The organism is Streptomyces lasalocidi (assembly GCF_005280215.1).
Classification (GTDB): Bacteria; Actinomycetota; Actinomycetes; order Streptomycetales; family Streptomycetaceae; genus Streptomyces; species Streptomyces longwoodensis.
Genome location: NZ_SZNQ01000001.1, coordinates 2,385,028 through 2,410,798, shown reverse-complemented (window position 1 = coordinate 2,410,798; position 25,771 = coordinate 2,385,028). Strand labels below are relative to the sequence as shown.

Sequence of the window (25,771 nt, the reverse complement as noted above, 5' to 3'; positions counted from 1 at the left end):
GCACCGGCGGCGGGCCCTGCCTCCCCTTCAGCATCCGCCCCCGCGCGTTCCGCGGCAAACGCCGCGTACGCCCCTCGTGCCGCGGGTGCGGACCGCTCAGTGCGCGGCGCCCCGCTCCTCCCGGATGAGCGCCACGACCCGCGCCACCGTCTCCCGGACGGCCTCCGTCTCGGTCAGGAAGTGCCAGTAGTCGGGGTGGCGGCCCTCCAGCGTGCCGATCGCCCGCTCCAGCCGGGCCACGCAGTCGTCCAGCGGGCGCGCGTGCCGCGGGTCCGGCGTGGTGCGCCCCGTCATCGCCAGGCGCTGCGCGTCCCGGATGGCGAACCGGGTCCGCTCGATCTCCGCCCGCGGGTCCTTCTGCACGGCGTTGAGCCGGCTCAGCCGGTCCCCGGCGGCCGACACGGACTCGTCGGTGGCGTTCAGCAGCGCCCGCACCGTCGACAGCAGCGCGGTCGCGTCCGGCCAGCGCTGGGCGTCCCGGGCGGTGCGGGCCTCGGCCAGCTTCGCCTCGGCCTGCCGTACGTTCTGGGCGGCCTGCTCGGGCACGTGCTGGAGGTCCTGCCAGCAGGCGACCGTGAACCGCCGCCGCAGTTCGCTGAGCACCGGCTCCACCTGCCCGGCGCGGGTCGTCAGCGCCTGGGCGCGGGTGCGCAGCGACACCAGCCGGTGGTCGATCTCGGCGGCCCGCTCCGGCAGCCGCTCCGCCTCCGCGCGCACCGCCTCGGCCTCGCGGGCCACCCGCTCGGCCCGCTCCAGCGTCTGCGGCACGCCGTGCTGCCCGGCGCCCTGGTTCAGCCGGGTCAGCTCCGGCGCGAGCGCGGCCAGCCGGGCGGCCAGGTCGTCGGCCCGCAGCCCCGCGGCCCGTACGGCGTCCAGCGCGTCGGAGGCGGCCCGCAGCGCCTGCCGGGCCCGCTCCACGGCGGGCGCCAGCCGGGCGAGCTGGGTCTCGGCCTTGCCGAGCAGCGGCGCGAGCCCCTCCGTGTACCGGTCCAGTTCGCCCTTGACGCGCTGGAGTTCGTCCTGGGCGCGGGTCAGCTCGGTGCGGGCCTGCGCGGCCGCCCCGGCCTCCAGGTCGTCCCGGTCGAGGTCGTGGGCGTCGACGGCGGCGATGTACCGCCCACTGGCCTCGTCGATCCGCCGGCCGAGCGCCTCGAAGTCGGCGACCGCGCGCCGGGCCGCGGGGGAGTCGTCCACGGCCCTGATCGTCTCGATGGAGATCCGCAGGTCGCGCTGGGCGGTGTCCAGCTCGTAGAACGCGGTGGCCGCCGCATCCTTCGCGGCCTGCGCCTCGGCCCGCTGGCTCTCGGAGCGGCCGCCGAACCAGCGCCGGGTGCCGCCGCCGGCGAACGCGGCGGGCAGCGCGAGCGCGGCCAGCACGGGAAGGGCGACGGCGAGGACGAGGGTGTCGCCCACGCCACGGCGGGCGCGGGACGCCCCCGGCGACGCGGCCTGCTGTGAAGGTGTCGCCGTCACATCCCTCTCCCGTGCCGTGATCAGCCCTGCCCGGTGTCATTCTCCCACCCGGTGAGGACGAACACACGGGCCGGTCAGTTGCCGCTGCGCACCGTGATGTGTCCGTCGCCGGTGCGGGCGGACACCACGTGCGCGCGGGCGGCGTCGTCGCGCGGCACGGACACGTCGACCCCGCCGTCCGCGCTGTGGGCGGTCACCTTGTAGGTCGCCCGGGGCAGCACCAGCGTCACCGAGCCGTCGCCCGCCACGGACTCGACCCGGTCCGGTACGGAGCTCAGCTCCAGGTGGACCGAGCCGTCGCCGCTGTGGGCGCTGACCCGGCGGGAGCCGACCTCGGCGCGCAGCGAGCCGTCGCCGCTGCGCAGCTCCAGTGGGCCGGTGGTGTCCGTGACCCGCACCGAGCCGTCCCCGGTCCGGATGCTCAGCGCGTCCCGGAACCCCCGGGCCCGCACGCTGCCGTCGCCGTCCACGACCCGGACGGCCACCCCGCGGGGCACCTCCACCCGGTGCCGGGCCGCGCAGTCGGCGACCACGCCCGAGCAGTGCAGGCGCAGCGTGAGCCGGTCGTCCTTCATCGACCAGGTCACCTTGGGGTCGCCGCCGACCAGGACGGACCCCTTGAACCAGCGGGTGACCTGGACGTGCCCGGCCGGGCGCGCGTCGGTGGCCACGATCTCCAGGGAGGAGTCGTCGGAGTCGACGGTGAGGGTACGGCCGTGCAGCGCGAAGGCACGGTGGTCGGGCTGCTGGTCGTCGCCTGCGTCGGCCCCGCAGGCGGTGGCCGTGGCGAGCAGCACCGTCACGGCGCCGAGCCCCAAGAAGGCGCGGCGGGCGCGGCGGGCGCGGCCGGCGTGGCCGGCGCGGCCGGGCGTGAAACGGGAGCGGGTCATGGTGGGTCCCCCCTGGGTCCTGCGGGTGCCTGAATGGTCCGCCCCTGACGCTAGGGACCCGGGGCCCGCCGGACGATCCGGCGGCCTCCCGGACCGGGGGTGGGGGAAACCCCCGGAAACGGCCGCCGACGGGCGCCGACGGGCGCCGATACGGGTTTGCGGTCCCCTGGCCCGGGCCATGTAGGCTGTCGACTCGTCCTGGGCGCGTAGCTCAGGGGTAGAGCGCCTGCCTTACAAGCAGGATGTCGGCGGTTCGAAACCGTCCGCGCCCACCGGCCTTCGAGGCCCACCTCAGGACACAGGCGACGGCCCCCCGGAACATTCCGGGGGGCCGTCCCTTTTTTCCGAAGACTTTGTCGATGGCCGATTGCATACGGCCGCACGCCGCGGCTGGGCCGCCGCCGGTTGTCGCGGACGTAAAGAGCGGCCGAAAACACGGGGGTGGCGAGCCGGTCCGGGATGGTTCCGCGTTGACCGGAACCTGTTCGGTGACGCACCGTCGACATGTAGGTGGTCCCTACAACTGGTTCGCCCGAGCAACCTCACCCGTACGGGGAGTACACCACCCGGAAACAGGAGGGCAGGACATGTGCGGCATCACCGGCTGGGTCTCGTTCGACCGTGACCTCGGCGCGGAGCGCGCCTCGTTGGACGCCATGACCGAGACGATGGCCTGCCGGGGCCCCGACGACACCGGCACCTGGGTGCGGGGCCCGGCCGCCCTGGGCCACCGCAGGCTCGCGATCATCGACCTGCCCGGCGGGCGCCAGCCGATGACCGCCGAGACCCCCGAGGGCACCGTCGCCCTCGTCTACTCCGGCGAGACCTACAACTTCACCGAGCTGCGCCGTGAACTCACCGGCCGCGGGCACCGGTTCGCCACCGACTCCGACACCGAGGTCGTGCTGCGCGGCTACCTCGAATGGGGCGAGGCCCTCCCCGAACGCCTCAACGGCATGTACGCGTTCGCCCTGTGGGACGCGCGGCACGACAAGCTCGTGATGGTCCGCGACCGCATGGGCATCAAGCCCTTCTACTGCTACCCGACCCCCGACGGTGTGCTGTTCGGCTCCGAGCCCAAGGCGATCCTCGCCAACCCGCTCGCCCGGGCCAGGGTGCGCCCGGACGGGCTGCGCGAGCTGTTCACCATGGTCAAGACCCCCGGGCACGCGGTCTGGGACGGCATGCGCGAGGTCGAGCCGGGCACGGTCGTCACCGTCGACCGCACCGGGCTGCGCACCCGTGCCTACTGGCGCCTGGAGACCCGCCCGCACACCGACGACCGGGCCACCACCCTCGCCACCGTGCGCGGCCTGCTCGACGACATCGTGCGCCGCCAGCTCGTCGCCGACGTGCCCCGCTGCACCCTGCTCTCCGGCGGCCTCGACTCCTCCGCCATGACCGCGCTGGCCGCGCGGCAGCTCGCCGAGCACGGCGAGACGGTGCGCAGCTTCGCCGTCGACTTCGTCGGCCAGGCCGACCACTTCGTCGCCGACGAACTGCGCGGCACCCCCGACACGCCCTTCGTGCACGACGTCGCCCGCGCCGCGCACACCGAGCACCAGGACATCGTGCTGGACGCGCAGGCGCTCGCCGACCCGGACGTGCGGGCCAGGGTGATCCGGGCGCGTGACCTGCCCGCGGGCTTCGGCGACATGGACGCCTCGCTGTACCTGCTCTTCCGCGCCATCCGCGAGCACTCCACCGTGGCCCTGTCCGGCGAGTCCGCCGACGAGGTGTTCGGCGGGTACCTCCAGTTCTTCGACGAGGAGGCCCGCCGCGCCGACGCCTTCCCGTGGCTGGTCAGCATGGGCCGCCACTTCGGTGAGGACACCGAGGTCCTGCGCCGGGACCTGCTGGGCTCCCTCGACCTGCCCGGGTACGTCGCCGACGGCTACCGCACGGCGGTCGCCGGCATCGAACGCCTCACCGGCGAGAGCGACTTCGAGTACCGGATGCGGCGGATCAGCCACCTGCACCTGACCCGCTTCGTGCGCGTCCTGCTCGACCGCAAGGACCGCGCCAGCATGGCCGTCGGCCTGGAGGTCCGGGTGCCGTTCTGCGACCACCGGCTCGTCGAGTACGTCTACAACGCGCCGTGGGCGCTGAAGTCCTTCGACGGCCGTGAGAAGAGCCTGCTGCGCGAGGCCACCGCCGACCTGCTGCCCCGGTCCGTCTACGACCGGGTCAAGAGCCCGTACCCGTCCACGCAGGACCCGAAGTACGCGGCCGCCCTCCAGGACCACGTCAAGGAGCTGCTGGGCCGTCCCTCCCACCGGGTGTTCGACCTGGTCGACCGCGACCGGGTGCGCGGGCTGGCCGAGCGCGCCGAGCCGGTCAGCACGCAGGCCGAGCGGCGCGGCCTGGAACGCACCCTCGACCTGGCGGTGTGGCTGGACATGTACGCGCCCGAGATCGTGCTGGACTGACGGTCGGCCGACCGGGGGGCGCGGAGCCGTCAGGCGTCCTCGTCGGGTGGGGCCTCGTGCGCGTGCTTGAGCTGTGAGCGGGCCTCCACCCGGTCCCCGGTCGCGACCTCCTGCCAGAAGCGGTGGCAGGTCACGAACACCGCCAGCTCGTGCTCGCGGCGCCGGAGCTTCTCCACCTCGGCCTGTTCGTCGGCCGTCCAGCCGGGGGAGGCGGGGCGCTCCACCTTCCGCCAGCCGCCGTCGTCACTGAACCCGTCCAGGGGCTCCACCGACCAGGGCAGCCGCTTCAGGAGGGCCGACAGCTCGGCCCTGACCTGATGCAGCTCCTCCTGACCGGCGCGCAGGTCGCTCGGAAAGTCATAGGTCGTAGCCACACGCTAATGCTACGCCTGTTCGATTTTGGGTCGCGAGTTCCTTCCGGTGGTTCATGCGATCGAGTGGCGGGCGGCCCGCTCCCCGCCCGCGCGGGATGGTCGGACCCCTCGCCTACGGTGGGTGCCATGGATCACAGCGGTGGGGAGCGGGTACGGCTGGTGCCCTGGGCGCAGGGGGACTTCTGGCTGCTGGAGCGGGCCAACACCCCGGAGATGACCGCGCACCTGGGCGGGCCGGAGTCGCCGGAGAAGCTGGCCGACCGGCACCGGCGGTACCTGGCGCTCGACGCGGGCCGGATGTACCGGGTCGAGCTCGAGGGCACCGGCGAGACGGTCGGCTCGATCGGCTACTGGGAGCACGAGGGGGCGGACGGCACCGTGTGGGAGACGGGCTGGGCCGTGCTGCCCGGGTTCCAGGGGCGCGGCCTGGCCGCGGCGGCGGCCCGCGCCCTGGTGGAGGTGGTCCGGGAAGCCGGCGGCCACCGCTCCCTGCACGCCTACCCGAGCGCGGACCACTCCGCGTCCAACGGGGTGTGCCGACGGGCCGGTTTCACCCTGCGCGGCCAGGTCGACTTCGAGTACCCGAAGGGCCACTGGCTCAGGTCCAACGACTGGGCCGTGGACCTGCGCCCCGACGAGCCGTAGCGGCGGGGCCGGCCCGTCCGGCCCGGTGTCACCCCCGCGTGCGTCCCCCGAGTTCCGCCACCACCCGCTCGGCCACCGGGACCGGCACCCCGTGCCGCCGCGCGGCCCGCAACAACGCCCCGCCGATCGCGTCGAGTTCCAGGGCGCGGCCCGCCTCGGCGTCGCGCTGCATGGACGACTTCATGCCGGCCGGGAACGCGTCGTACCGGGCGAGGGCCGCGGCCGGGTCGGCCGGCGCGCCGTCGGCGGTGCCGACCGCGGCCGTCTCCGTCACCAGGGCGGTCAGCTCGTCGCGGTGACGCGTGCGGACCTCGCCGAGGGGCAGGCCGTAGCGCGTGGTGAGCAGGGCGAAGGGGGCGAGGAAGGCCATCTTCGCCCACAGCGCGGCCTTCTCGTCGGACAGCACCCGGGTGGTGGGTCCCGCCGCCGCGAGCACCGAGGCGAGCGCGTCCAGGCGGGGCCGCGGCACCGGATCGCCGGTGAGGTCGACCTCCGCGAAGGGGCTGGTGTGCTCGACGACGCCCGGGGCGACGCGGGTGGACTCCACGCGGATCACCGCCGGGGCGACCCGGTCCGGGCGGTGGTGGGCGCGCAGCAGCGCGGGGTGCTCGACGCCGTTGAGGAACGGCACGAGGACGGCGTCGCCCAGGGCGGGGGAGGGGATGCGGGCCAGGGACGCCTCCAGCGCGGTGTGCTTGACGGCGATCAGCACCGCGTCGGGCTCGGCGCGCAGCACCGTGTCCGCCTCCACCGGCGCCGTGAACGCGCCGAACCGCGCGCTGCGCACCCGGATGCCGTCGGTGCGCAGGGTCTCGGCCGTCTCCGGCCCGGCCAGGCAGATCACCCGGTGTCCGGCCCGGGCCAGCAGCGCGGCGAGCAGTCCGCCCACTCCGCCGGGGCCGAGGACGGCCACGGTCGTCCGGTCGTTCGTCATGCGGGATCCTCTCGTCGGTCGGCCCCCGCCCTCGGGTGGCCGCCGCGGACGATCATGCCAGTCGGGCTGTCGCCGCGTCCCGGACCGGGCGAGACTGGGGGCATGTGCCGCAGCATCAAGACGCTCCGTCCGCCCGCCCTGCCCGAGGAGGCCACGGAGGAGGACATCCGCGCCGCCGCCCTCCAGTACGTCCGCAAGGTCTCCGGCTTCCGCGCCCCGGCCGCCCACAACCGCGAGGCGTTCGACCGCGCGGTCCAGGCGGTCGCCGACGCGACCGCGGAACTGCTCGGGGACCTGGAGGTGCGCGGGGCTCCGGCCCGACGGGCCTGACGCCCGGAGCGGTGGGCCCGCCGTGCGCGCGGGGGCGGTGCGGGCGGGGGTCAGGCCGCCGGGCTGCGCCGGACCAGGAACGCGGCCAGGCCGCCCGCGCCGAACAGGGCCACCACCGAGACGCCCGTCGCCAGCCAGGTCGCCCCGAGCCAGTGCGCGCCGAGGTAGCCCAGCGCCACGCTGTACGCCGCCCAGGACAGTCCCGCGATGACCGACCAGGGCACGAAGTCGCGGGCCCGGCGGTGTGCCGCGCCCGCGATCAGGGAGACGACGGAACGCCCGGCGGGGGCGAACCGGGCCAGGACCATCAGCGGCCCCCCGCCCCGCGCCAGCGCCTGGCCGAGACGTTCCTGCGCGGTGGTGAGCCGGCGGGACCGGGCGATGGCCCGGTCCAGGCGCTCACCGCCCCGCCACGCGAGCCGGTAGGCGACCAGATCGCCCACCACGGACGCGGTCGTCGCGCACAGGATGATCACCAGCACGTCGGGCACGTCGTTCGGCACGACGTGGCCGGCACCGGCTCCCGCCCCGGCGGCGGAGCCCGCCGCCGCGGCCGTGGCCGCCGTGATCACCAGCACTCCGCTGGGCAGCAGCGGCAGGAACACGTCGAGGAGCACGGACAGGGCGATCAGCCCGTAGATCCATGGGCTGCCGGTCAGCGACCCCACACTTTCCAACACCGAGACTCCCCGTGACTCCCCCGTACGGCCGCACGAGCCGCTGCGTCGCGAGGGAGCGGCAGGGGCGGCCAGTGACAGCCATACAGCGTACGCCCGCGGTGTGACGGAAGGGTCACGGGGGCCTCGTGTGTTGGACACGCATCGTCACCGGGAGCGGTGCGGCCACCCCGTCAGACGGTCACCGCGGCCTCCGGGGCGGCCGCCACGGGCTCGCGCACCGCCCGCCGGGCGACCAGCCGGTCCAGGCCGAGCGCGCCGGAACCGGTGAACACCAGCAGCAGGAAGGCCCAGCAGAACATCGCCGACGGCTCCCCGCCGTTCTCGATGGGCCACAGGGCGCCGCGCGCGTGCACGTCGAAGTAGGCGTACGCCATGGAGCCCGAGGCGAGGAACGCGGCCGGGCGGGTGCCGAGGCCGAGCAGCACCAGGCAGCCGCAGACGAGCTGGATGAGGGCCGCGTACCAGCCGGGCCAGGTGCCGGCGTCGAGCGCGCCGCCGTCGGTGCCGACGGCACCGCCGAGGACGCCGAAGAGCGAGGCGGCGCCGTGGCACGCGAAGAGCAGGCCGACGACGATGCGGAACAGGCCGACGGCATAGGGCTGGGCGCTGTTGAGGCGTCCGGTCATGCGGGGGCTCCTTCGGTTCGGACGGTCGGCCGGTCACGGGGGACCGGCCGGTGGGGGGCGTGCTGTACCGAGGGATGACCCACGCTAGGGAGCCGTGATGTTGCTTGCAAGTTCAACATCGGGCCAACGTCACGCCCACCACGGAACGGACACCTCCGCCGTCCGCGCACGTGGAACGCCCGGTGCGACGGCGGCCGCGACCGAAACCCTGTCCGAAAATCCGGTGGCACCCGCCGGTCTAAGGGGTCAGCACCGACCTGTACACCTCCCCGAGGCTCCCGTCCTGACGGGCCTGCTCCAGCCCCAGGTGGGCCGAACGGCCCCGCAGGGTCAGCGTCATGAGCTGGTTGCCGAACCAGGGACCGCCCGTCTTGCGCCACGTCACCGGCGGCCGCTCGCAGCGCCCGTGCCGCCGCAGCAGCCGGCCGAACGCCCGGGCCGGCGCGCTCCAGCCGAGGCGGAAGCCCCATCTGATCGACGCCGGGACGGAGTTGTGGACCGGCGAGCAGGTCAGCTGGAGCACCCGGGCGTCCGGCTCCCCGCCCGGCCAGTGCGGCTCGGCCACGTACGCGTGGTGCACGTCCCCGGAGAGCACCAGGATCGTGGCCGGGGCCCCGTCCCCGGTGCCGGTCTCGGCCAGCAGCGCGGCCAGGTCGGCGAAGGACCGCGGGAACGCCGCCCAGTGCTCCAGGTCGGCGCCCCGCCGCAGCCACTCCCCGAACCGCGCCCAGCGCCCGTCGCGCCCGCCGCGCTCGCCCCGGCTCAGCGCCGCGTCCCACGCCTCGGCGTCGTGCACCAGGTGCGGCAGCAGCCACGGCAGCGAGGTGCCGACCAGCAGGTGGTCGTAGGACTCCCGGTCGGTCAGCGCCTCCGTGCGCAGCCACTCCTCCTCGCCGGGGTCGAGCATCGCGCGCTCGTCCTCGGCCAGCACGCGCGCGGCCCGGCTGTCCACCATCAGCAGCCGCACCCGGCCGAAGTCGCGCCGGTAGCTCCAGCGCACCGACTCCGGCTCGGCGTCGGCGCGTTCGGCGAAGTCCCGCAGTATGTCGGTGGCGTCGTCGGCCGCGCGGACGGCGGCGTAGAGCGGGTCGGTGGCGAGGTCGGCGGGGGAGAGGTTGCCGAGGTGCTGGTGCACCCAGTACGAGGTGAGGCCGCCCAGCAGCCGCTCGCGCCACCAGGGCGTGGCCCGCATGTCGGCGAGCCAGGAGGCGGAGGTGTTCCAGTCGTCGATCAGGTCGTGGTCGTCGAAGATCATGCAGCTCGGCACGGTCGACAGCAGCCAGCGCACCTCGGGGTCGAGCCAGGACTCGTAGTAGAGGTGGGTGTACTCCTCGTAGTCGGCGACCTGGGTGCCGGGCGGCTCGTCCACGTCGCGGCGCGCGGCCAGCCAGCGCCCGGTGGCGTCGGAGGTCTCGTCGGCGTAGACCTGGTCGCCCACCAGGAGCAGGACGTCGGGCCGCTCGCCGTCCGGGTCGGCCGCGATCCGGGTCGCGAGGGCGTCCAGGGCGTCCGGGCCGACCGGGTCCTTCTCGTCGGCCGCCGGCGCGGCCCAGCGGCACGAGCCGAAGGTCACGCGGACCTCGTCGCCCTCGGCCGGGGTGTGGAGCACCGACGGCGGGAACCGCGAGTCCGGCTCCGGCCACACGCGCGCGTCGTCGAGGTACACCTCGTACGCCGTGGTGGTGCCCGGGGTCAGACCGGTCACCTGCACCAGCGCGTAGTGGTGCCCCGACACGTGGAAGGTGCGGGCCGTGCCCACGACCCCGTCCGCGCACCGCACTTCGACCCCGCAGGGGCGGCTCGCCTCGACCCACACGGTCGCGCTCGTGCCGTCCACGTACCTCAGCAGGGGACCCAGCTTCAGTTCACCCACACACGCCTCCTCCGTCGCCCCGTACGGTACGCAGCGACGGAGGGCCGCGGCGAGGTACGGGATCAGCAGTTGTTGAGGTACCCGCTCAGCGCGTTCTTCTCGGCCGAGTCCACGGACAGGCCGTAGTAGTACTTCACCTGCACCCAGGCGCGGACGTACGTGCAGCGGTAGGAGCTGACCGACGGCATCCAGGTGGCCGGGTCCTGGTCGCCCTTGGCCTGGTTGACGTTGTCGGTGACGGCGATGAGCTGCGGGCGGGTCAGGTCGTTGGCGAAGGACTGGCGGCGGGAGGTGGTCCAGGCGCTCGCGCCGGAGTCCCAGGCCTCGGCGAGCGGGACCAGGTGGTCGATGTCCAGGTCGGAGGCGGCGGTCCAGGTGGCGCCGTCGTACGGGGAGTACCAGCTGCCGGAGGTCGCGGCGCACGAGGAGTCGGTGACGACGCCCGAGCCGTCGCGCTTGAGGACGGTCTCGCGGGTGTTGCAGGTGCCGGAGACGGTGATCCAGTGCGGGAACAGGTCCCGGCTGTAGCCGGTGCGGTTCTCGGCGGCGACGGTGAGGCTCGCCAGGTAGGTGCGGGCGGTGGCGGCGCTGACCGGGGTCGGCAGGGCAGCGGAGGCGGTCGGCGGGTTCAAGAGCGTCGCGGAGGCTATGAGGCCGGTGAACGCCGCGAGTATGCTCAGCCGTCGACGCGCGTAGAGCTTCGGCATGCGAACTCCCTTGGGGTGGTGGGGTGGTGGGGCACGAGCGGGGGAATGCTCGTCGGCCCGCGTTGCCGGGGGATGAGTGCTCGGTGAGAAGTTAGTGACGTGCGCATGACACGACAAGGTTGATGGCGGAACGATCTCGTACACTGGGGAGTGCAGAAGGGGAGTAGCTCTTCGCCGGACCGTCGACATACTGCTCAGCGAGCCTGAGCCGGCGCCCGGAGGCGGATCCCGACGGATCGGCCAGCGAGACCTTCGGCAAGCAGTGCACGCCCGCGCCGCACGGCACGGGTGACACGTGTGCTGTCCTGCCGAGGCGTCCGGTTCGTGGAGACTGCGCACTCTCGGTGGGGCGGCACCCGACCGATTGAGGAACCTTGATCAGCCTGACCGTCACGGCGCTCGTCTTCGGTGTCGTCTTCCTCGCCGAACTCCCGGACAAGACCGCCCTCGCCGGCCTCGTCCTCGGCACCCGCTACCGCGCGTCCTACGTCTTCACCGGGGTCGCCGCCGCGTTCGCCCTGCACGTCGCGCTCGCCGTCGCGGCCGGGAGCGTGCTGACGCTGCTGCCGCAGCAGATCGTGCACGCGCTGACCGGTGTGCTGTTCCTCGGCGGGGCCGCGGTGCTGCTGATGAAGAAGGACGAGGACGAGGAGGAGATCCGCAGCCCGGCGAACCAGTCCTTCTGGAAGGTGGCCGGTGCGGGCTTCATGCTCATCCTGGTCGCCGAGTTCGGTGACCTCACCCAGATCATGACGGCCAACCTCGCGGCCCGCTACGACGACCCGCTGTCCGTCGGCCTCGGCGCGGTGCTCGCGCTGTGGGCGGTGGCCGGGCTCGGCATCGTCGGCGGGAAGGCGCTGATGAAGCGGGTGCCGCTGAAGCTGATCACGCAGATCGCGGCCGTGCTGATGCTGGCCCTGGGCGTGTGGAGCCTGTGGGAGGCCGTCACCGGTTGAGCCGCCCGCGGCTGAACGTCCGGTGAACGGTTCCCGGGAGCGGTGGCGCGGGACCGGGGTTGTTTTGTACCGTGGAGAAACAAAGTGGCTCCCGCCCGTTTTCCCTGACCGGCGGGCGGGGCCGCTCTGTCCCCCGCGGACCGTCCCCGTGGCCCGCCCCCGCGTCCCACCAGGAGCTGCCGATGACGGCGACCACCGTGCTCACCGCCCGTGCCCTGCTGCTCGACATGGACGGCACCCTGGTGAACTCCGACGCCGTCGTGGAGCGGGTCTGGCGGCGCTGGGCCGACCACCACGGCCTGGACGGCGACGAGGTGATGAAGGTCGTCCACGGACGCCAGGGCTACGCCTCGATGGCGGTGCTGCTGCCCGGGCGGCCGATGGAGCGCAACCACGCGGACAACGCCCGGATGCTGGCCGAGGAGACGGCCGACCTGGACGGCGTCGTGCCGGTGCCGGGGGCGGGGGAGTTCCTCGCCTCGCTGGTGCGGCTCGGCGTGCCGCACGCGCTGGTGACGTCGGCGGACGTGCCGCTGTCCACGGCGCGGATGGGGGCGGCGGGGCTCGCCCTGCCCGCGGTGCGGGTCACAGCGGAGTCGGTCGGCGCGAGCAAGCCGGACCCCGAGGGCTTCCTCAAGGGCGCGGCGGAACTCGGCGTGGACCCGGCGGACTGCGTGGTCTTCGAGGACTCGGGCGCGGGCATCTCGGCGGGGCGCTCCGCGGGGATGCGGGTGGTCGGGGTCGGGCCGCGGGCGGCCGTGCACGGGCCGGACGCGGTGGTGCGGGACCTGACGCGGGTACGGGTGGAACCGGCGGCGGACGGGTTCGCGCTGCACGTGGGCTGAGCGCGCTCCGGCGCCTGAGCGCGGTACGTCGACCGGGCGCGGCACGTCGACCGGGCGCGGCACGTCGACCGGGCGCGGTACGCCGACCGGGCGCGGCCGGGGTGGGCGGCCCGGGTCGCGGGGGCGGCGAACCCGCCCCCGCCTCCGGACCGCCCTCCACCGGCCGCAGCGCAGGGCCTGGGCCGGACACGGCCTAGGGGGTGTCTTGCCGATCAAGCCGGGCTCGCGGCGTCTGGCACCGCGCCTCGCCGCGTTGTCGTCAGTCGCCGATGCGCCGCATCGACTCCCTCCTCCGCCTTGCGATGCACGGCACCAGACGCCGCTCCCTGATCCGGCCCGATCGACAAGACACCCCCTAGCAGGCCCCGAGGTCCTCCCAGACGCCCCACTGGCCGGTGGTGCCGGGCTTGTCGCCGGTCACCCACCACTTGGCGCGCCAGGTGTGGCCGCCGTAGGTGACGGTGTCGCCGCCGTTGTAGACCCGCGCCGGGTCCCAGGCCGCCGCGGCGCAGGTGCTGCCGCCCCCGCCCCCGCCGCCGGTGCCACCGCCGCCGCCGCCCGTGCCGCCGATGTTGACGTCGACGCAGGAGTAGAACGCGTTACCGGTGTCGGCGATGTTCCAGACCGCGAGCACCTTCTGACGGCCCGTGAAGCTGCCGAAGTTCACCTGCTGACTGACGTCCGCGGCCGGCTGCTGGTTGCGCCCGTCGAACTGGGCGATCTTCTGGCCGCCGATGAAGTACTGCCAGTTCGCGGTCGAGTGCCGCGCCGTGTTGTGCCAGGTGAACGTCGCCGTCGTGCCGACCGGGGTGACCTTCCACGCCTTGCTGTCATTGTCCAGCTCGGCGTACTCGGCGTGCCCGCCGCTGCAGCTCTGCAGCCCCTTGGGGCCCTCCACGCTCTGCGGCTCGTACTTGATCTGGCCGCAGTCGACCAGGCCCTGGGCGCACTGTTCCTGCCGGCTCGTGGGCAGGGTCACCCAGCCGTGGGCGACGGCCGAGCTCGCGGGAAGGCTGACGGCGAGCACCGGAGCGGCGAGCGCACCGATCACGAGAGCCGTCCCTCTCTTCATGTTCATGACATTTCTCCCTCGGGGTCTGACGCCGACTAGGTCTAGACCATAGCCCCGCCCGTGGCGGCCCGGTCAAGGGTGACTGTGCGGTAATCGGCGAGAGGTGAACGCTGTCCGGACGCGGTCCAGTCGACCGGTACGTGCCCTGTACAGGGACGGTCTGTCCGAGGAGTGCCCAAGGGGTCCCAATTGGTCTAGTCCCTTCTTGGTCCAGACCATTGCGCCCACCCCGGGGCGGGCGCTATTCCAGTAGGCGGCAAGTCCCCGTCCCGGCACGGGACATCGGGCCCTTCCCCACACACACCTGGACTGACATGAGACGAGTGCGTCCCCTCCGCGCGGCCCTCGCAGCAGCCGCCACCGCGGCCGCCGTCGTGGGCCTCGCCCTCACGGGAACCGGCACCGCCCAGGCCGCGACGCCCCTGCCGAACCACGTGTTCGCGCCCTACTTCGAGGCGTGGACCGGCGAGAGCCCGGCCGCCCTGGCCGCCCAGTCGGGCGCCAAGCACCTGACCATGGCGTTCCTCCAGACCGCCACCAAGGGCTCCTGCACGCCGTACTGGAACGGCGACACGGGCATGCCGATCGCCGCCTCGACCTTCGGCTCGGACATCAAGACGATCCAGGCCAACGGCGGTGACGTCATCCCCTCGTTCGGCGGGTACACGGCCGACACCACCGGCACCGAGATCGCCGACAGCTGCACCGACGTGCAGCAGATCGCCGCCGCGTACGAGAAGGTCATCACGACCTACGACATCTCGCGGCTCGACATGGACATCGAGGTCGACTCGCTCGACAACACCGCGGCCATCGACCGCCGCAACAAGGCCATCAAGCTGGTCCAGGACTGGGCGGCGGCCAACGGGCGCAAGGTGGAGATCTCCTACACCCTGCCGACCACCACCCACGGGCTCGGGGACACCGGCGAGGCGCTGCTGCGCAACGCGGTCGCCAACGGCACCCGGGTCGACGTCGTGAACCTCATGACGTTCGACTACTACGACAACCAGCCCCACGACATGGCGAAGGACACCCAGACCGCCGCGCAGGGCCTGTACGACCTGCTCGCCCAGCTGTACCCGGGCAAGACGCCGGCCCAGCTCTGGAACATGGTCGGCGTCACCGAGATGCCGGGCGTCGACGACTTCGGCAAGGCCGAGACCTTCACGCTGGCCAACGCCCGGACCGTGTACGACTGGGCCGTCGCCAAGGGCATCAACACCCTGTCCTTCTGGGCGCTCCAGCGGGACAACGGCAGTTGCCCGGGCGGGGCGGCCGCGGACAACTGCTCGGGCATCGCGCAGAACACGTGGGACTTCACGCACGTCTTCGCGCCGTTCACCGGCGGTACCAGCACCCCGTCGAACGACTTCTCCGTGGCGCTCACCCCGGCCTCCGGGACGGTGACGGCCGGCCAGTCCGCCACGGCCACCGTGAAGACGGCCGTCACGGCGGGGAGCGCCCAGAGCGTGAAGCTCAGCGTCAGCGGGGCCCCGGCGGGCGTCACCGCCTCGCTCAGCCCCACGTCGGTCACCGCGGGCGGGACCTCCACGCTCACCCTGGCCACCACCTCGGCGGCGGCCTCCGGCACCTACACGGTCACCGTGACCGGCACCGGCACCTCGGGCAGCCACGCGGCCACCTACTCGCTGACCGTCACCGGCGGCACCGGCAACCAGTGCACCGCGGCCCCGTGGGCCAAGGACAAGGTGTACACGGGCGGCCAGCAGGTCTCGTACAAGAGCCACACCTGGAAGGCCAAGTGGTGGACGACGGGCGAGGAGCCCGGCACCACCGGCGAATGGGGAGTCTGGCAGGACCTCGGCACCTGCTGACCCACTGACCGACCGTGCCGGCCGCGGACCCGAACCGAGGGGGGCCCGCGACCGGCACGGCCGCACGGCGCCTTGTCGCCGCCGGGTGCCGTCACCCACCCAGGGGCGCGGGGAACTGCGCGACCGGCCACGACGGCGCCGCACACGCACGACGGCAGGGCCACACGGAGCCGAACAGGCCGACGGTGCCGTCACCCACCTCAGGGGCGCGGGGAACTGCGCGACCGGCCACGACGGCGCCGCGCACGCACGACGGCAGGGCCGCGAGTCGAGACGCACGGCGCCCACCACGCCGACGGTGCCGTCACCCACCCAGGGGCGCGGGGAACTGCGCGACCGGCCACGACGGCGCCGCGCCACGGCCACCCGCCGCCCGTCACCCCACCTGCGTCTCCGCCTCCAGCCGCGCACGCGTCACCGCGCCGTACACCCCCGGCTCGTCGTCCTGGATGCCGCGCCACCACTGGAACGTGCGGACGCCGTTCTCGACCTGTTCGTTGTAGCTGCCGTTGATGTCGCTGCCGTACAGGCCCACCTGTCGCAGCCGGGTCTGGAGTTCCGCCACCTCCGGCCCCTTGTCGCCGCGGCGCAGCGCCGTCGCCCGCCCGTTGTCCTGGCCGGAGGGCGACGGTGTCGGGGCCGTGGCCGTGGCCGTCGGGGACGCCGGTCCGGACGGGGACCCGGACGGCGACGGGGACGCGCTGGACGCCGACGGGCTCGGTGACGCGCTGTCGCTCGCCGAGGGCGACGGGGAGTCGGAGGCCGAGGGGGAGGCGGACGCCGTCCCCGTGGCGGACGCCGTCGCCGACGACGGACTGTCCGACGGGCCGGGCACGGCCGCCCGGACGTCCCGCGGGGCCGCCGTGTCCCGCGTCGGCGTCTCGTAGGAGAACAGCCCGCTCGCGAACCCCGCCGCGGCCGCCACCGTCACCACCGCCCCCGCCGCCACCAGCAGCAGCGTCCGCCGGCGCCGCCCGCCCGGCTCGGGCGCGGGGTCCCCGGCGGGCGCACCCTCCTCGAACAGCTCCAGATCCTCCGCGCCGGCCCCCACCGGCGCGGCCGGCACCGCCCGCAGCGGCATCGTCCGCTCGGCCGGGGCCCCGCCCGGCTCACTCGGCCCGCCCGGCCCGCCCGGCCCGCCCGGCTCACCCGGTTCGCCCAGCCGCCCGTATTCGACGTACGGCCGCACCCGCAGCGGGTCGAAGTCCTCGGCCGCCGCGACCTCCGCCGTGCGGGTGTCGCGCACGGCGTCGGAGGTGCGGCGCGCGCAGGCGCAGGACGGCGTGTGGTCGGCCGCGCGCGGCGCACCGCACTCCGGGCACGGATGCCCCAGCGGTCCGTGCGGGCCGTTCGGCTCGTTCACGTGTTCGTCCCTCCCCATGCAAGCTCCAGAGATTATGCAGATTCTCCACACGGGACCCCGCCCGCGGTCCCCGGAATTCCCGCTTCCAGCAGGACTCGACGGGCCATTACGGGACACACCCACCACGATGGAACTGTCACGACCGTCACGACAGCCAGCACGGCCCGGGAGGTCTCGATGGCCTTGGATGCGCACGCCCGTACCGAGGATCCGCGGCGGGAGCAGGTCGCCGGCAACGTCCTCGTCTCGATCGGCGCCCTCCTGCTCGGCATGCTGCTCGCCGCGCTGGACCAGACGATCGTGTCGACCGCGCTGCCCACGATCGTCAGCGACCTCGGCGGTCTGGAGCACCTGTCCTGGGTTGTGACCGCGTATCTGCTGGCCTCGACCGCGGCGACCCCGCTGTGGGGCAAGCTGGGCGACCAGTACGGGCGCAAGAAGCTCTTCCAGGCCGCCATCCTGATCTTCCTCGTGGGGTCCGCGCTGTGCGGGATGGCCCAGGACATGCCGCAGCTCATCGCGTTCCGCGCCGTCCAGGGCCTGGGCGGCGGCGGACTGATGGTGCTGTCGATGGCGATCGTCGGCGACATCGTGCCGCCCCGCGAACGCGGCCGCTACCAGGGCCTGTTCGGCGCGGTGTTCGGCGCGACCAGCGTCCTCGGCCCGCTGCTCGGCGGGCTGTTCACCGAACACCTCAGCTGGCGCTGGGTGTTCTACATCAACCTGCCCGTCGGCGTCGTCGCGCTCGCCGTCATCGCGGCCGTGCTGCACATCCCGCGCAAGGGCACCCGGCACGTCATCGACTACCTGGGCACCTTCCTCATCGCCTCCCTCGCCACCTGCCTGGTCCTGGTCGCCTCCCTGGGCGGCACGACCTGGCCGTGGGGCTCGGCGCGGATCGCCGGCCTGATCGCGCTGGCCGTCGTCCTGGCCGTGGCGTTCGTGGCCGTCGAGCGCCGGGCGGCGGAGCCGGTGCTGCCGCTGAAGCTGTTCCGGGTGCGCACCTTCACCCTGTCGGCGGTGATCAGCTTCATCATCGGGTTCGCGATGTTCGGCGCGATGACCTACCTGCCGACGTTCCTCCAGGTCGTCCAGGGCGTCTCGCCGACCATGTCGGGCGTGCACATGCTGCCGATGGTGTTCGGCATGCTGCTGTCCTCCACCGTGTCCGGGCAGATCGTCAGCCGCACCGGCCGCTGGAAGGTGTTCCCGCTGACCGGCACCGCCGTGACCACCGTCGGGCTGCTCCTGCTGCACCAGCTCGACGAGCGCAGCTCCACCGCCGAGATGAGCGCCTACTTCTTCGTCTTCGGCCTCGGGCTCGGCCTGGTCATGCAGGTACTGGTGCTGATCGTGCAGAACGCCGTCTCCTACGAGGACCTGGGTGTCGCCACCTCCGGCGCGACCTTCTTCCGCTCCATCGGCGCCTCCTTCGGCGTGGCGATCTTCGGCACGGTCTTCGCGAGCCGCCTCGCCGACAAGCTCACCGACGCGTTCCGCGGCGTACGGCTGCCCGCCGGGGCCTCCGCCGACGCGCTCCAGGCCGACCCGCGGGGCATCTCCGCCCTGCCCTCCTCACTGCGCCCGGCCGCGCTGCACGCGTACGCGTCCGCCATCACCGACGTCTTCCTGTACGCGGCGCCGGTCGCCGCGCTCGGCTTCCTGCTGGCCTGGTTCCTCAAGGAGGACAAGCTGCGCGGCTCGGTCACCGCGCCCGACGTCACCGAGACGCTGGCCAGCAACCCGGTCCAGCGGTCGTCCTACGACGAGGTGTGCCGCGCCCTGTCCACGCTCGGCACCCGTGAGGGCCGCCGCGAGATCTACCGCACGATCACCGAGCGCGCCGGGTACGACCTCCAGCCCGCGGCGAGCTGGCTGCTGCTGCGGATGAAGAAGTACGGCACGGTCGAGCCGTCCCTGCTCGCCGAGCGCACGCCCGTCCCGCTGCCCGTCATCCTGGAGGGCGCCCGCCAGGTCGAGGAGCGCCGCCTCGCCGTGCGCGAGGGCATCGGCCTGGTGCTGAGCCCGCAGGGCGCCCTGGTCGCCGAGGACCTGGCGCACGCGCGCGAGGCCTCCCTGGCCGAACTCCTCGGCGACTGGTGGGGACCCGACCGCCCCACCGACCTGGTCCGCCTCGTCCAGGAGCTCAACGCCGAGCTGTGCGGCTCCGACCGCGAGCAGCCGCACGCCGCCGGCCGCGCGTCCCGCCTCAGCTGAGCGCTTTGGCGAACCAGTGCTCGGCGTACGGGTCGGCGTTGTGCGGCCCGGTCTCGGTGTAGCCGAGCCGTGCGTACAGCGCCCGCGCCTCGACCAGGTCGCCGCGGGTGTCCAGCACGATCCGGGCGGCGCCCAGCTCCCGCGCCGCCCGCTCGGCCGCGGCCACCAGCAGCGCCGCCCCGCCCGTCCCGCGCGCCCCGGGCAGCACGAACACCCGCGTCAGCTCGGCCGTGGCCGCGTCCAGCAGCCGTACGCCCGCGCTGCCGGCCGGTGTCCCGCCGTACCGCCCGACGAGCAACTGGCCGCTGGGCGGATCGAGTTCGGCGCCGGTGTGGGCGGCGACCTCGCGCTCCAGCTCGTCGGGGTCGGTGCGGCGCCCCTCGTGCAGGAGGTACCAGCGGTCGCTGACCTCCGTGTAGTAGGCGCGCCACAGGCCGGCGGCGACGGCGGAGTCGTACGGCTCCGGGGCGATCGTCCAGGTCATGCCCGCATTCTCGGCCCGGCCGGCGGGCCGGCCGCAAGCGAATAAGCACCCCGGCGCGCGGTCCGGGCCGGGGCGGGGGACAATGCGGGCTTGTTTGAGGGGTGTGGTGCGGGCAACACGACCGGAAACCGGCCGACAGGGCCGACTCACCGGAAGGCAACCATGTCCACAGGCGTGATCATCGCTCTGATCGTGGTGGCGGTCGTCGTCGTCGCGGTCCTCGTGGCCATGTGGGTCCGCGGCCCGCGTGGCGCACACAGCCTGAAGCAGCGCTTCGGGCCCGAGTACGACCGGGCGGTCGCCCGGCACGGCGGCGACACCAAGGCGGCCGAGCAGGAGCTCGGCGCCCTGGTCGAACGCCACGGCAACCTGCAGCGGCGGCCGCTGGAGCCCGCCGAGCGGGAGCGGTACGAGGCCCGCTGGACGGCGGTGCAGGAGCGCTTCGTCGACTCGCCCCGCGAGGCGGTCGTGGAGGCGGACCGGCTGGTCGCCGAGCTGGCCGGCGCCCGCGGCTACCCGGACGGCGACCAGTACGACGAGCAGCTGGCCGCGCTGTCCGTGCACCACGCCCACCACGTGAACGGCTACCGGACCGTGCACGGCGTGGCCCACAGCCGTACGGCGGGCACCGCGTCCGGTGACGGCAGCGGTCCGGGCACCGAGGACATGCGGACCGCGCTGGTCGAGGCCCGCGCGCTGTTCGAGGAGCTGCTCGGCTCCGGCCGCGACCGGGCCCCGGCGGTCCGCGGGTCCTCCGACACGTCGAGCGGCAAGGGCCGGTCCGGCCGGCAGCCCTGGGCCGTCCGCCGACACCAGGCCCACTGAGCCGGGAAGAGTGAACACGATGACCGACCTGACACCGGGCGGCGCCGACGAGCGCCGCACCCAGCAGACCGACGGCGTGACCGAGGCACAGCGCGTGCGGGAAGCCAAGCGGGCGCACGAGACGTACCAGGACGACCGGGCGGCGGCCGAGGCCGCCCGGCAGGACCCCACCGGCCACGGGGCCTCGGGCCTCGACACCGGCACCAGCACGCTGGACGCCGGCACGACGCACACGACCGGCGCGGCCGGCACCACCGCCGCCGCGGGTACGACGGGTACTACGGGTACGGCGGGTACTACGGGTACGACGGGTGCCACTGGCACCACCGGCACCTACGCGACCGTCGTACCCGACGCGACGACCGGGACCACCGGGACATCCGGCACGACCGGGACATCCGGCACGACCGGGACCACCGGCACGACCGGCACCCACGGCACCCACGACACCGGCACCACCGGCGCGTTCGCCAAGCCGGCCACCACCGGCACCACCACGACCGGCACCACCACGACCGGCACCACCACCCCGGACACCTCCGGCTCGGAGGGGCACGGGGTCGCGGCCGACGCCCCGTCCCTGCTCCCGCGTGACGCGAGCGACGAGCTCGCCGGGCGGCTGCGGCAGACGGTCGTCGAGTTCGTCGACCGGCCCAAGGAGGCCGTCGAGGAGGCCGACCGGCTGCTGGAGGAGCTGGCGAACCGCTTCACCGAGGCGGTGACCGAGCGGCGCCGTACGCTGCGCGGCGCGTGGCACACGGACGACACCGGCAAGCGCGGTGCCGGTTCGACCACGGACACCGAGCAACTGCGGCTGGCGCTGCGGGACTACCGCGAGCTGGCGGAGCGGCTGCTACACGTCTGACGGGTCCGGCGACCCACCGGGAGTGGCGCGGCGCTCGCGCCACTCCCGCACGACCGCCTCCACGTCGTACGGCTTCTTGCCGAGCGGCGGGCCGGGCGGCGGCTTGAACATCATGTCGCGGATCTTGACGTTCACCTCGGTGATGATCCGCCGCACCACCCGCTCCGACGGCGCGGCGTACGCCGCCTCGAGCGCGTCCTCGGCCTCCTTGCGCAACGCGAGCGCGGGAGGCAGCACGGACAGCCCCTCACGGGCCATCTTCCGCTTGATCCACCACAGTTCGTCGTACGAGCTCTCCAGCCCCGGCGGCAACGGCTCGCCCGCACCCGGCAGTCGCTCGAACTCCCCGCGCCGCTGCGCGTCACGGATCTGCTTGTCGACCCAGGACTCGAACGGCACACCCGGTGGCTTTCGCTCGGTCATGCGTCCATTGTGCCGGACGCGACGGGGCCGGGCGATTTATCATGCGGCGGCTGTAGTTCACGAGGACTCTTCTGAAGGAGCGCACGTGCTCGAACTCACCATGGCGTCCGTCTCGGGGGCGGAGGAGGGCGCCACGGCCGGCATGCTCATGGCCGACGCGCCCAGTGAACCGGGCGCCGTGCTGCGGGTGGGCCGGGACAGGTCCGTGTGCCGCCTGGCCACGCCCGACGACTGGCTGTTCGTGTCCCGGGTGCACCTGGAGTTCCTGTGCGGGCCCGAGGGCACCTGGCAGGTGTCCTGGCTGCGCGGCTCCCAGCCCGACCCGTCCTCCGAGGTGCGGCTGGTGGTGGGCCAGTACGCGCAGACCATCGCCTACGGCGGGACCGTGCCGCTGCCGCGCGGCGGCTCCGGCGAGATCGTCGTCCAGGACCGCACCGGGCCGCGCAGCGTCAACGTCGGCTTCTACCACGAGGGGTAGGGAGGCGGGCCGTCACCCGGGGGTGACGGCCCACCCGCTCAGAAGGTGTACGACGCGCGGACCGAGCAACTGGGACTGCTGAACTTCGCCCCGGCCGACCCCGACGCCGTGTCGCTCTTCAGGTCGTAACTGCCGGTGAACGGGCCCAGCGAGCAGGAGAGCGGGACGCTCCAGCCTTTGCTCGCGTTGCTGCTGTTCACCTTCACGCCGCCTCCGAAGCTGGGGTTGCCCAAGCCGGTGGAGAGCCCGAGGTGGAAGGTGCCGTCGCTGTTGAAGTTGAAGCTGGCCCCGAGGCAGACGAAGTAGCAGCCCTCGACCTCCGGGCTGACGGAGAACAGCCCGCTCGGGTCGATCCGGTTGACCGGGTCGCCCTCGGCGTAGAGGTACGGGTTCTTCTCCTGGCCCGAGGGGTCGGGCTGGGTGAAGCGGGTCAGCTCCGGGTCGTAGTAGCGGCTGCCCAAGTGGTACAGCCCGGTCGGGTCGAGCTGGCCGCCCGCGAAGCGGAACGGCTGCGGGACCGTCTCGGTCGTGCCCGCGCGGGGCAGGCCGGACGGCGTGTACGCGTAGGTGTCGACCTGCTTGCCCGACTCGTCGACCAGGGCGGTGACCGAGCCGAGGGCGTCGGTCAGGTAGTAGTAGCTGTTGCCGCCGGTGGAGACGGAGTTGAGGGTGCCGCCGGGTTCGCGGATGTACTCGCTGTCCTTGCCGGCCGTGGTCTCGCCGGACAGACCGAGCGGACCGTTGTGGAAGACGGTGTCGCCCAGGCGGGTGCGCTCGCTGCCGTCGGTGCTGGCGTACTGCGCGGAGTACGACGTGCCGCCGGTGGTGAGGGACTTGAGCTGGCCGTACCCGGTGTACTGCTCGGCGGTGCGGGCGGCCTGCGGGTTCGGGGCGCCGGCGGTCTCGTTGCCCGCCTTGTCGTAGGACCAGCCGCTGGTGACGCCGTTGCGCGCGACCAGCTCGGAGGCGTCGTCGTAGGTGTAGACGGTGGACGCCGGGCACCCGGGCGTCTGGCCGCGTGAGGTGAGGTTGCCCGCCGGGTCGAAGCACTGCTGCCAGGAGGTCTCCACGCCCCGGGCGTCGATCTCCTTGGCCAGCGAGAGCCGGCCGGCCCCGTCGTAGGTGTAGTCCGTGCGCGCCTTGGTCAGGGTGTCGGTCCGGGAGTGGATCCTCGCCCCGTCCACCGTGACGCCGCCGACGGTGTAGCCGTAGCCGTAGGACAGGTGGCTGAGGATGATGCCCGAGGGGGCGACGACCCGGATGTCCTGCGGGCGGCCGGAGGCGTCGAGGGTCTGGGCCTGCAGGGTGCCGCCCGGGTAGGTGGTCTTCGTGCGCCGGTCCTCGTTGTCGTACTCGTACGTCGTCCTCTTGCCCTGCGGCCCGGTCAGCCGGGTCAGCCGGTGCGCCGCGTCCCACGCGTAGGCCGTGGTGCCGCCGGGGTCGCGGTAGGTGTCGACGTTGCCGTCGGCGGTGTAGGCGAGCACGGTCTGCGAACCGTCCTGCAGGGTGCGGACGGTCTCCCGGCTGAGGGCGTCGAACTGGTAGCGCTGGGTGCCGGTGGCGTCGGTGCGGCTGACGAGGTTGCCGTCACCGTCGTAGGCGTAGGTGACGTCGGCGGAGCCGGTCGCGGTCACCCCGACGACGCGGTCGCGCCGGTCGTAGGTGTAGACGGTCTTCACCCCGCGGCCGTCGGTCGTGCTCGCCGTACGGCCGAGGGCGTCATAGGTGTACGTGGTGCGCCCCAGCGGCGCGGGCGGGGTGACGCTGTCCAGGTTGCCGACGGCGTCGTAGTGGAACTCCGTCTTCTTGCCGTTGGCGTCGGTGGCGGTGCACGTCTGCCCCTGGAAGCCGCCGCACTTGGGGGCCGCCTCGTTGTACGAGAAGGACACGGTGCCGCCGCCGGTGCCGCTGGTGGCGACGGACGCGGTGTTGCCCGCCGCGTCGTAGGAGTAGCTGGTCTTCTCGCCGTCCGCGCCCGTGGTGGTGTTCGGGCGTTCCGCGCCGGCGACCGTCTGCCACTTGCCGGAGGCGTTCGCCCCGGTCGGCAGCTTCATCGAGGTGGGGTTGTTGCGGGCGTCCCAGCCGTAGGTGGTCACGTTGCCGCCGGAGCCGCCGCTGCCGGTGCCCATCGCGTCGGTGGCGGTCTGCAGCAGGTGGTTCTGGTACGTCGAGGCCCGGGCGTGCCCGAGGGCGTCGGTCACCTTCGTCATCTCGCCGTCGGCGTTGTGCTCGTACGTCGACTTGTGCCCGAGGGGGTCGGTCACCGTGGTGGTGCCCTGTTCCCCGGGGGTGGCGGCGCTGTAGGCGTAGGTGGACGTGGGGCCGCTGCCGCCCTCGCCGCTCTCGGCGTAGCGGCGCATGGAGGTCACCCGGTCGGCGGCGTCGTAGGTGAACGCGGTCGAGCGTCCCTCGGAGCTGGTCACCTTCACCACCCGGCCGTCGGCGTCGTAGCCGAAGGTGGTGGTGTGGCCGGTGCTGTCGGTGGTCCGCACGACGTTGCCGTGGTCGGCGTCCAGGGTGTACGTGACCGTGCGGCCGGTGTTGTCCTCGGCGGTCCAGCGGGTGGTGCCGGACCGGGTGAGGTCGATCCAGCGGCCCGAGCGGGTCTCGGTCAGCTTGAAGCCCGCGGAGGCGCCCGACGCGTCGAGGTGCGCGGTGACGGTCAGGACGCCGCCGTTGCGGTCACCGACCTTGGTGAGGCGGCCGCTCGCGTCGTAGGTGTCGGCGGCGCCGGACCCCCGGTCGGTGAGGGTGTAGGTGCCGTCGTCGTTCTTGCGCAGGTCCCTGGAGTAACCGGACGGGGTGGTGAAGGTGCCGTCGGAGCCCCGGGTGAACTCGACGGTCGCGCCGGTCTGGTCGTAGGCGATCACCGAGTTCGCGCCGGAGACGTCCAGGTCGCGTTCCCAGTTCACCCACCAGGGGCGGCTGACCTGGCCCTCCGGCGCGGTGAACGCGTTGTACGTGCGGGTGAGTTGCAGCTTCTGTCCGACTCCCGCGATGTCGAAGTCGGTGGCGGCGAGCATCAGGTTGCCGGTGGAGTAGTCGATCCGCCCCGTCAGGGCGTCGGTCATGCGGAACCCGAAGATGCTGTGCCAGGGCACGTCGCCCTGGCCGCGCGGCACGAAGGCGGCGGCGGCGGTGGCGGAGCGCGGGGCGGCCGGTCGCCGGCCGCCGTGCCGCAGCCGGTCCGACTCGCGCTTGCGCCAGGCCTGTTCGGCGGCGGACGGGTCGGCCGAGCGGACGGTGCCGGGCGGCCGGGTGGTACCGGTGCGCACCGGCGGCATCGGGGCGCGCCCGTGGTCCCCCCAGTGCGACCGGTCACCGGCGGGCGGCCCGGCCTCCGGGGCGGCGACGGCCGGGACGGCGGCCGCGCCGAGGGCTACGGCCGTCAGGACGGCGGCCAGGGTGCGGGCGGCGCGCAGCCGTCCGGAGCGTAAGCGTCGT

The 25,771-nt window shown here is 73.8% G+C and carries 23 protein-coding genes and 1 tRNA gene; 11 read left to right on the top strand and 13 right to left on the bottom strand.

The genetic code is table 11. From position 1 onward, the window contains the following. Positions 1 to 96 precede the first annotated feature (96 nt). Both E4U91_RS10810 and E4U91_RS10805 read right to left on the bottom strand, forming a co-directional pair. A complete protein-coding gene (locus E4U91_RS10810; protein ID WP_137306654.1) occupies positions 97 to 1,473 on the bottom strand; it encodes a hypothetical protein in 1,377 nt (458 codons plus the stop codon). A 74-nt stretch (positions 1,474 to 1,547) separates the two neighbouring features. Further along, a complete protein-coding gene (locus E4U91_RS10805; RefSeq protein ID WP_168218099.1) occupies positions 1,548 to 2,363 on the bottom strand; it encodes a DUF4097 family beta strand repeat-containing protein in 816 nt (271 codons plus the stop codon). A gap of 200 nt (positions 2,364 to 2,563) precedes the next feature. Here E4U91_RS10805 and E4U91_RS10800 point away from each other — a divergent pair. Together E4U91_RS10800 and asnB are read left to right on the top strand one after the other, a co-directional pair. Beyond that, a tRNA-Val gene (locus tag E4U91_RS10800) sits at positions 2,564 to 2,635 on the top strand. A 315-nt stretch (positions 2,636 to 2,950) separates the two neighbouring features. Then, on the top strand, positions 2,951 to 4,792 hold the full coding sequence (gene asnB, locus E4U91_RS10795; protein ID WP_137306653.1) for an asparagine synthase (glutamine-hydrolyzing): 1,842 nt from the start codon (positions 2,951 to 2,953) through the stop codon (positions 4,790 to 4,792). A 29-nt stretch (positions 4,793 to 4,821) separates the two neighbouring features. Here the strand turns inward: asnB and E4U91_RS10790 are convergent, their stop codons facing one another. After that, positions 4,822 to 5,166 carry a hypothetical protein gene (locus tag E4U91_RS10790; protein WP_137306652.1) on the bottom strand — a complete coding sequence of 115 codons (345 nt, stop codon included), beginning with the start codon at positions 5,164 to 5,166 and terminating at the stop codon, positions 4,822 to 4,824. A gap of 126 nt (positions 5,167 to 5,292) precedes the next feature. Between E4U91_RS10790 and E4U91_RS10785 the strand changes: the two genes are divergently transcribed. Next, positions 5,293 to 5,811, top strand: a complete 519-nt coding sequence (locus E4U91_RS10785) for a GNAT family N-acetyltransferase (protein WP_241678552.1) — start codon at positions 5,293 to 5,295, stop codon at positions 5,809 to 5,811. Positions 5,812 to 5,839: 28 nt separating this feature from the next. Here E4U91_RS10785 and E4U91_RS10780 read toward each other — a convergent pair whose 3' ends face one another. Next, positions 5,840 to 6,745: a ketopantoate reductase family protein gene (locus E4U91_RS10780; RefSeq protein WP_137306650.1), complete on the bottom strand. Its 906-nt coding sequence runs from the start codon at positions 6,743 to 6,745 to the stop codon at positions 5,840 to 5,842. Positions 6,746 to 6,847: 102 nt separating this feature from the next. On the opposite strand from E4U91_RS10780, the gene E4U91_RS10775 reads away from it, so the two are divergent. Next, positions 6,848 to 7,075 carry a DUF2277 domain-containing protein gene (locus E4U91_RS10775; protein ID WP_107119541.1) on the top strand — a complete coding sequence of 76 codons (228 nt, stop codon included), beginning with the start codon at positions 6,848 to 6,850 and terminating at the stop codon, positions 7,073 to 7,075. A gap of 50 nt (positions 7,076 to 7,125) precedes the next feature. On the opposite strand, the gene E4U91_RS10770 is transcribed toward E4U91_RS10775, so the two are convergent. The 4 genes from E4U91_RS10770 to E4U91_RS10755 form a co-directional block, all read right to left on the bottom strand. After that, positions 7,126 to 7,755, bottom strand: coding sequence for a DedA family protein (locus E4U91_RS10770; RefSeq protein ID WP_137306649.1), 630 nt, complete (start codon positions 7,753 to 7,755; stop codon positions 7,126 to 7,128). Between the two features lie 170 nt (positions 7,756 to 7,925). Beyond that, the gene (locus tag E4U91_RS10765; RefSeq protein WP_137306648.1) at positions 7,926 to 8,381 is read right to left on the bottom strand and encodes a DoxX family protein; all 456 of its coding nucleotides are present in this window, start codon (positions 8,379 to 8,381) and stop codon (positions 7,926 to 7,928) included. A 238-nt stretch (positions 8,382 to 8,619) separates the two neighbouring features. Next, positions 8,620 to 10,254 (bottom strand): alkaline phosphatase D family protein, encoded by a 1,635-nt coding sequence (locus E4U91_RS10760; protein WP_137306647.1) that lies wholly within the window; start codon positions 10,252 to 10,254, stop codon positions 8,620 to 8,622. Between the two features lie 62 nt (positions 10,255 to 10,316). Continuing rightward, complete coding sequence (locus E4U91_RS10755; RefSeq protein WP_137306646.1) at positions 10,317 to 10,961, bottom strand: HNH endonuclease family protein; 645 nt, start codon at positions 10,959 to 10,961, stop codon at positions 10,317 to 10,319. Positions 10,962 to 11,335: 374 nt separating this feature from the next. On the opposite strand from E4U91_RS10755, the gene E4U91_RS10750 reads away from it, so the two are divergent. Next, the gene (locus E4U91_RS10750) at positions 11,336 to 11,917 is read left to right on the top strand and encodes a TMEM165/GDT1 family protein (protein ID WP_137306645.1); all 582 of its coding nucleotides are present in this window, start codon (positions 11,336 to 11,338) and stop codon (positions 11,915 to 11,917) included. Between the two features lie 182 nt (positions 11,918 to 12,099). Then, complete coding sequence (locus tag E4U91_RS10745) at positions 12,100 to 12,762, top strand: HAD family hydrolase (RefSeq protein ID WP_174867785.1); 663 nt, start codon at positions 12,100 to 12,102, stop codon at positions 12,760 to 12,762. 355 nt (positions 12,763 to 13,117) lie between these two features. On the opposite strand, the gene E4U91_RS10740 is transcribed toward E4U91_RS10745, so the two are convergent. Beyond that, complete coding sequence (locus tag E4U91_RS10740) at positions 13,118 to 13,840, bottom strand: lytic polysaccharide monooxygenase (protein ID WP_137306644.1); 723 nt, start codon at positions 13,838 to 13,840, stop codon at positions 13,118 to 13,120. 308 nt (positions 13,841 to 14,148) lie between these two features. Here E4U91_RS10740 and E4U91_RS10735 point away from each other — a divergent pair, with 308 nt between their 5' ends. Continuing rightward, positions 14,149 to 15,672: a chitinase gene (locus tag E4U91_RS10735; protein WP_137306643.1), complete on the top strand. Its 1,524-nt coding sequence runs from the start codon at positions 14,149 to 14,151 to the stop codon at positions 15,670 to 15,672. A 376-nt stretch (positions 15,673 to 16,048) separates the two neighbouring features. On the opposite strand, the gene E4U91_RS10730 is transcribed toward E4U91_RS10735, so the two are convergent. Continuing rightward, positions 16,049 to 17,035, bottom strand: coding sequence for a peptidoglycan-binding domain-containing protein (locus tag E4U91_RS10730; protein WP_338326666.1), 987 nt, complete (start codon positions 17,033 to 17,035; stop codon positions 16,049 to 16,051). A gap of 177 nt (positions 17,036 to 17,212) precedes the next feature. Here E4U91_RS10730 and E4U91_RS10725 point away from each other — a divergent pair, with 177 nt between their 5' ends. Further along, a complete protein-coding gene (locus E4U91_RS10725; protein ID WP_137306641.1) occupies positions 17,213 to 19,252 on the top strand; it encodes an MDR family MFS transporter in 2,040 nt (679 codons plus the stop codon). On the opposite strand, the gene E4U91_RS10720 is transcribed toward E4U91_RS10725, so the two are convergent. Beyond that, a complete protein-coding gene (locus E4U91_RS10720) occupies positions 19,245 to 19,736 on the bottom strand; it encodes a GNAT family N-acetyltransferase (RefSeq protein ID WP_137310760.1) in 492 nt (163 codons plus the stop codon). The genes E4U91_RS10725 and E4U91_RS10720 overlap by 8 nt on opposite strands. 162 nt (positions 19,737 to 19,898) lie before the next feature. Here E4U91_RS10720 and E4U91_RS10715 point away from each other — a divergent pair, with 162 nt between their 5' ends. Together E4U91_RS10715 and E4U91_RS39760 are read left to right on the top strand one after the other, a co-directional pair. After that, entirely contained in the window at positions 19,899 to 20,561 is a 663-nt protein-coding gene (locus tag E4U91_RS10715) for a hypothetical protein (protein ID WP_137306640.1), read from the top strand. A gap of 19 nt (positions 20,562 to 20,580) precedes the next feature. Continuing rightward, positions 20,581 to 21,426: a hypothetical protein gene (locus tag E4U91_RS39760; protein ID WP_168218098.1), complete on the top strand. Its 846-nt coding sequence runs from the start codon at positions 20,581 to 20,583 to the stop codon at positions 21,424 to 21,426. On the opposite strand, the gene E4U91_RS10705 is transcribed toward E4U91_RS39760, so the two are convergent. Beyond that, positions 21,415 to 21,849, bottom strand: a complete 435-nt coding sequence (locus E4U91_RS10705; protein ID WP_137306639.1) for a DnaJ family domain-containing protein — start codon at positions 21,847 to 21,849, stop codon at positions 21,415 to 21,417. The two genes, E4U91_RS39760 and E4U91_RS10705, sit on opposite strands and share 12 nt — an antisense overlap. A gap of 85 nt (positions 21,850 to 21,934) precedes the next feature. Here E4U91_RS10705 and E4U91_RS10700 point away from each other — a divergent pair, with 85 nt between their 5' ends. Continuing rightward, entirely contained in the window at positions 21,935 to 22,327 is a 393-nt protein-coding gene (locus E4U91_RS10700) for a hypothetical protein (protein ID WP_067231323.1), read from the top strand. Between the two features lie 38 nt (positions 22,328 to 22,365). Here E4U91_RS10700 and E4U91_RS10695 read toward each other — a convergent pair whose 3' ends face one another. After that, positions 22,366 to 25,611: an RHS repeat-associated core domain-containing protein gene (locus E4U91_RS10695; protein ID WP_137310759.1), complete on the bottom strand. Its 3,246-nt coding sequence runs from the start codon at positions 25,609 to 25,611 to the stop codon at positions 22,366 to 22,368. Positions 25,612 to 25,771: the final 160 nt, after the last annotated feature.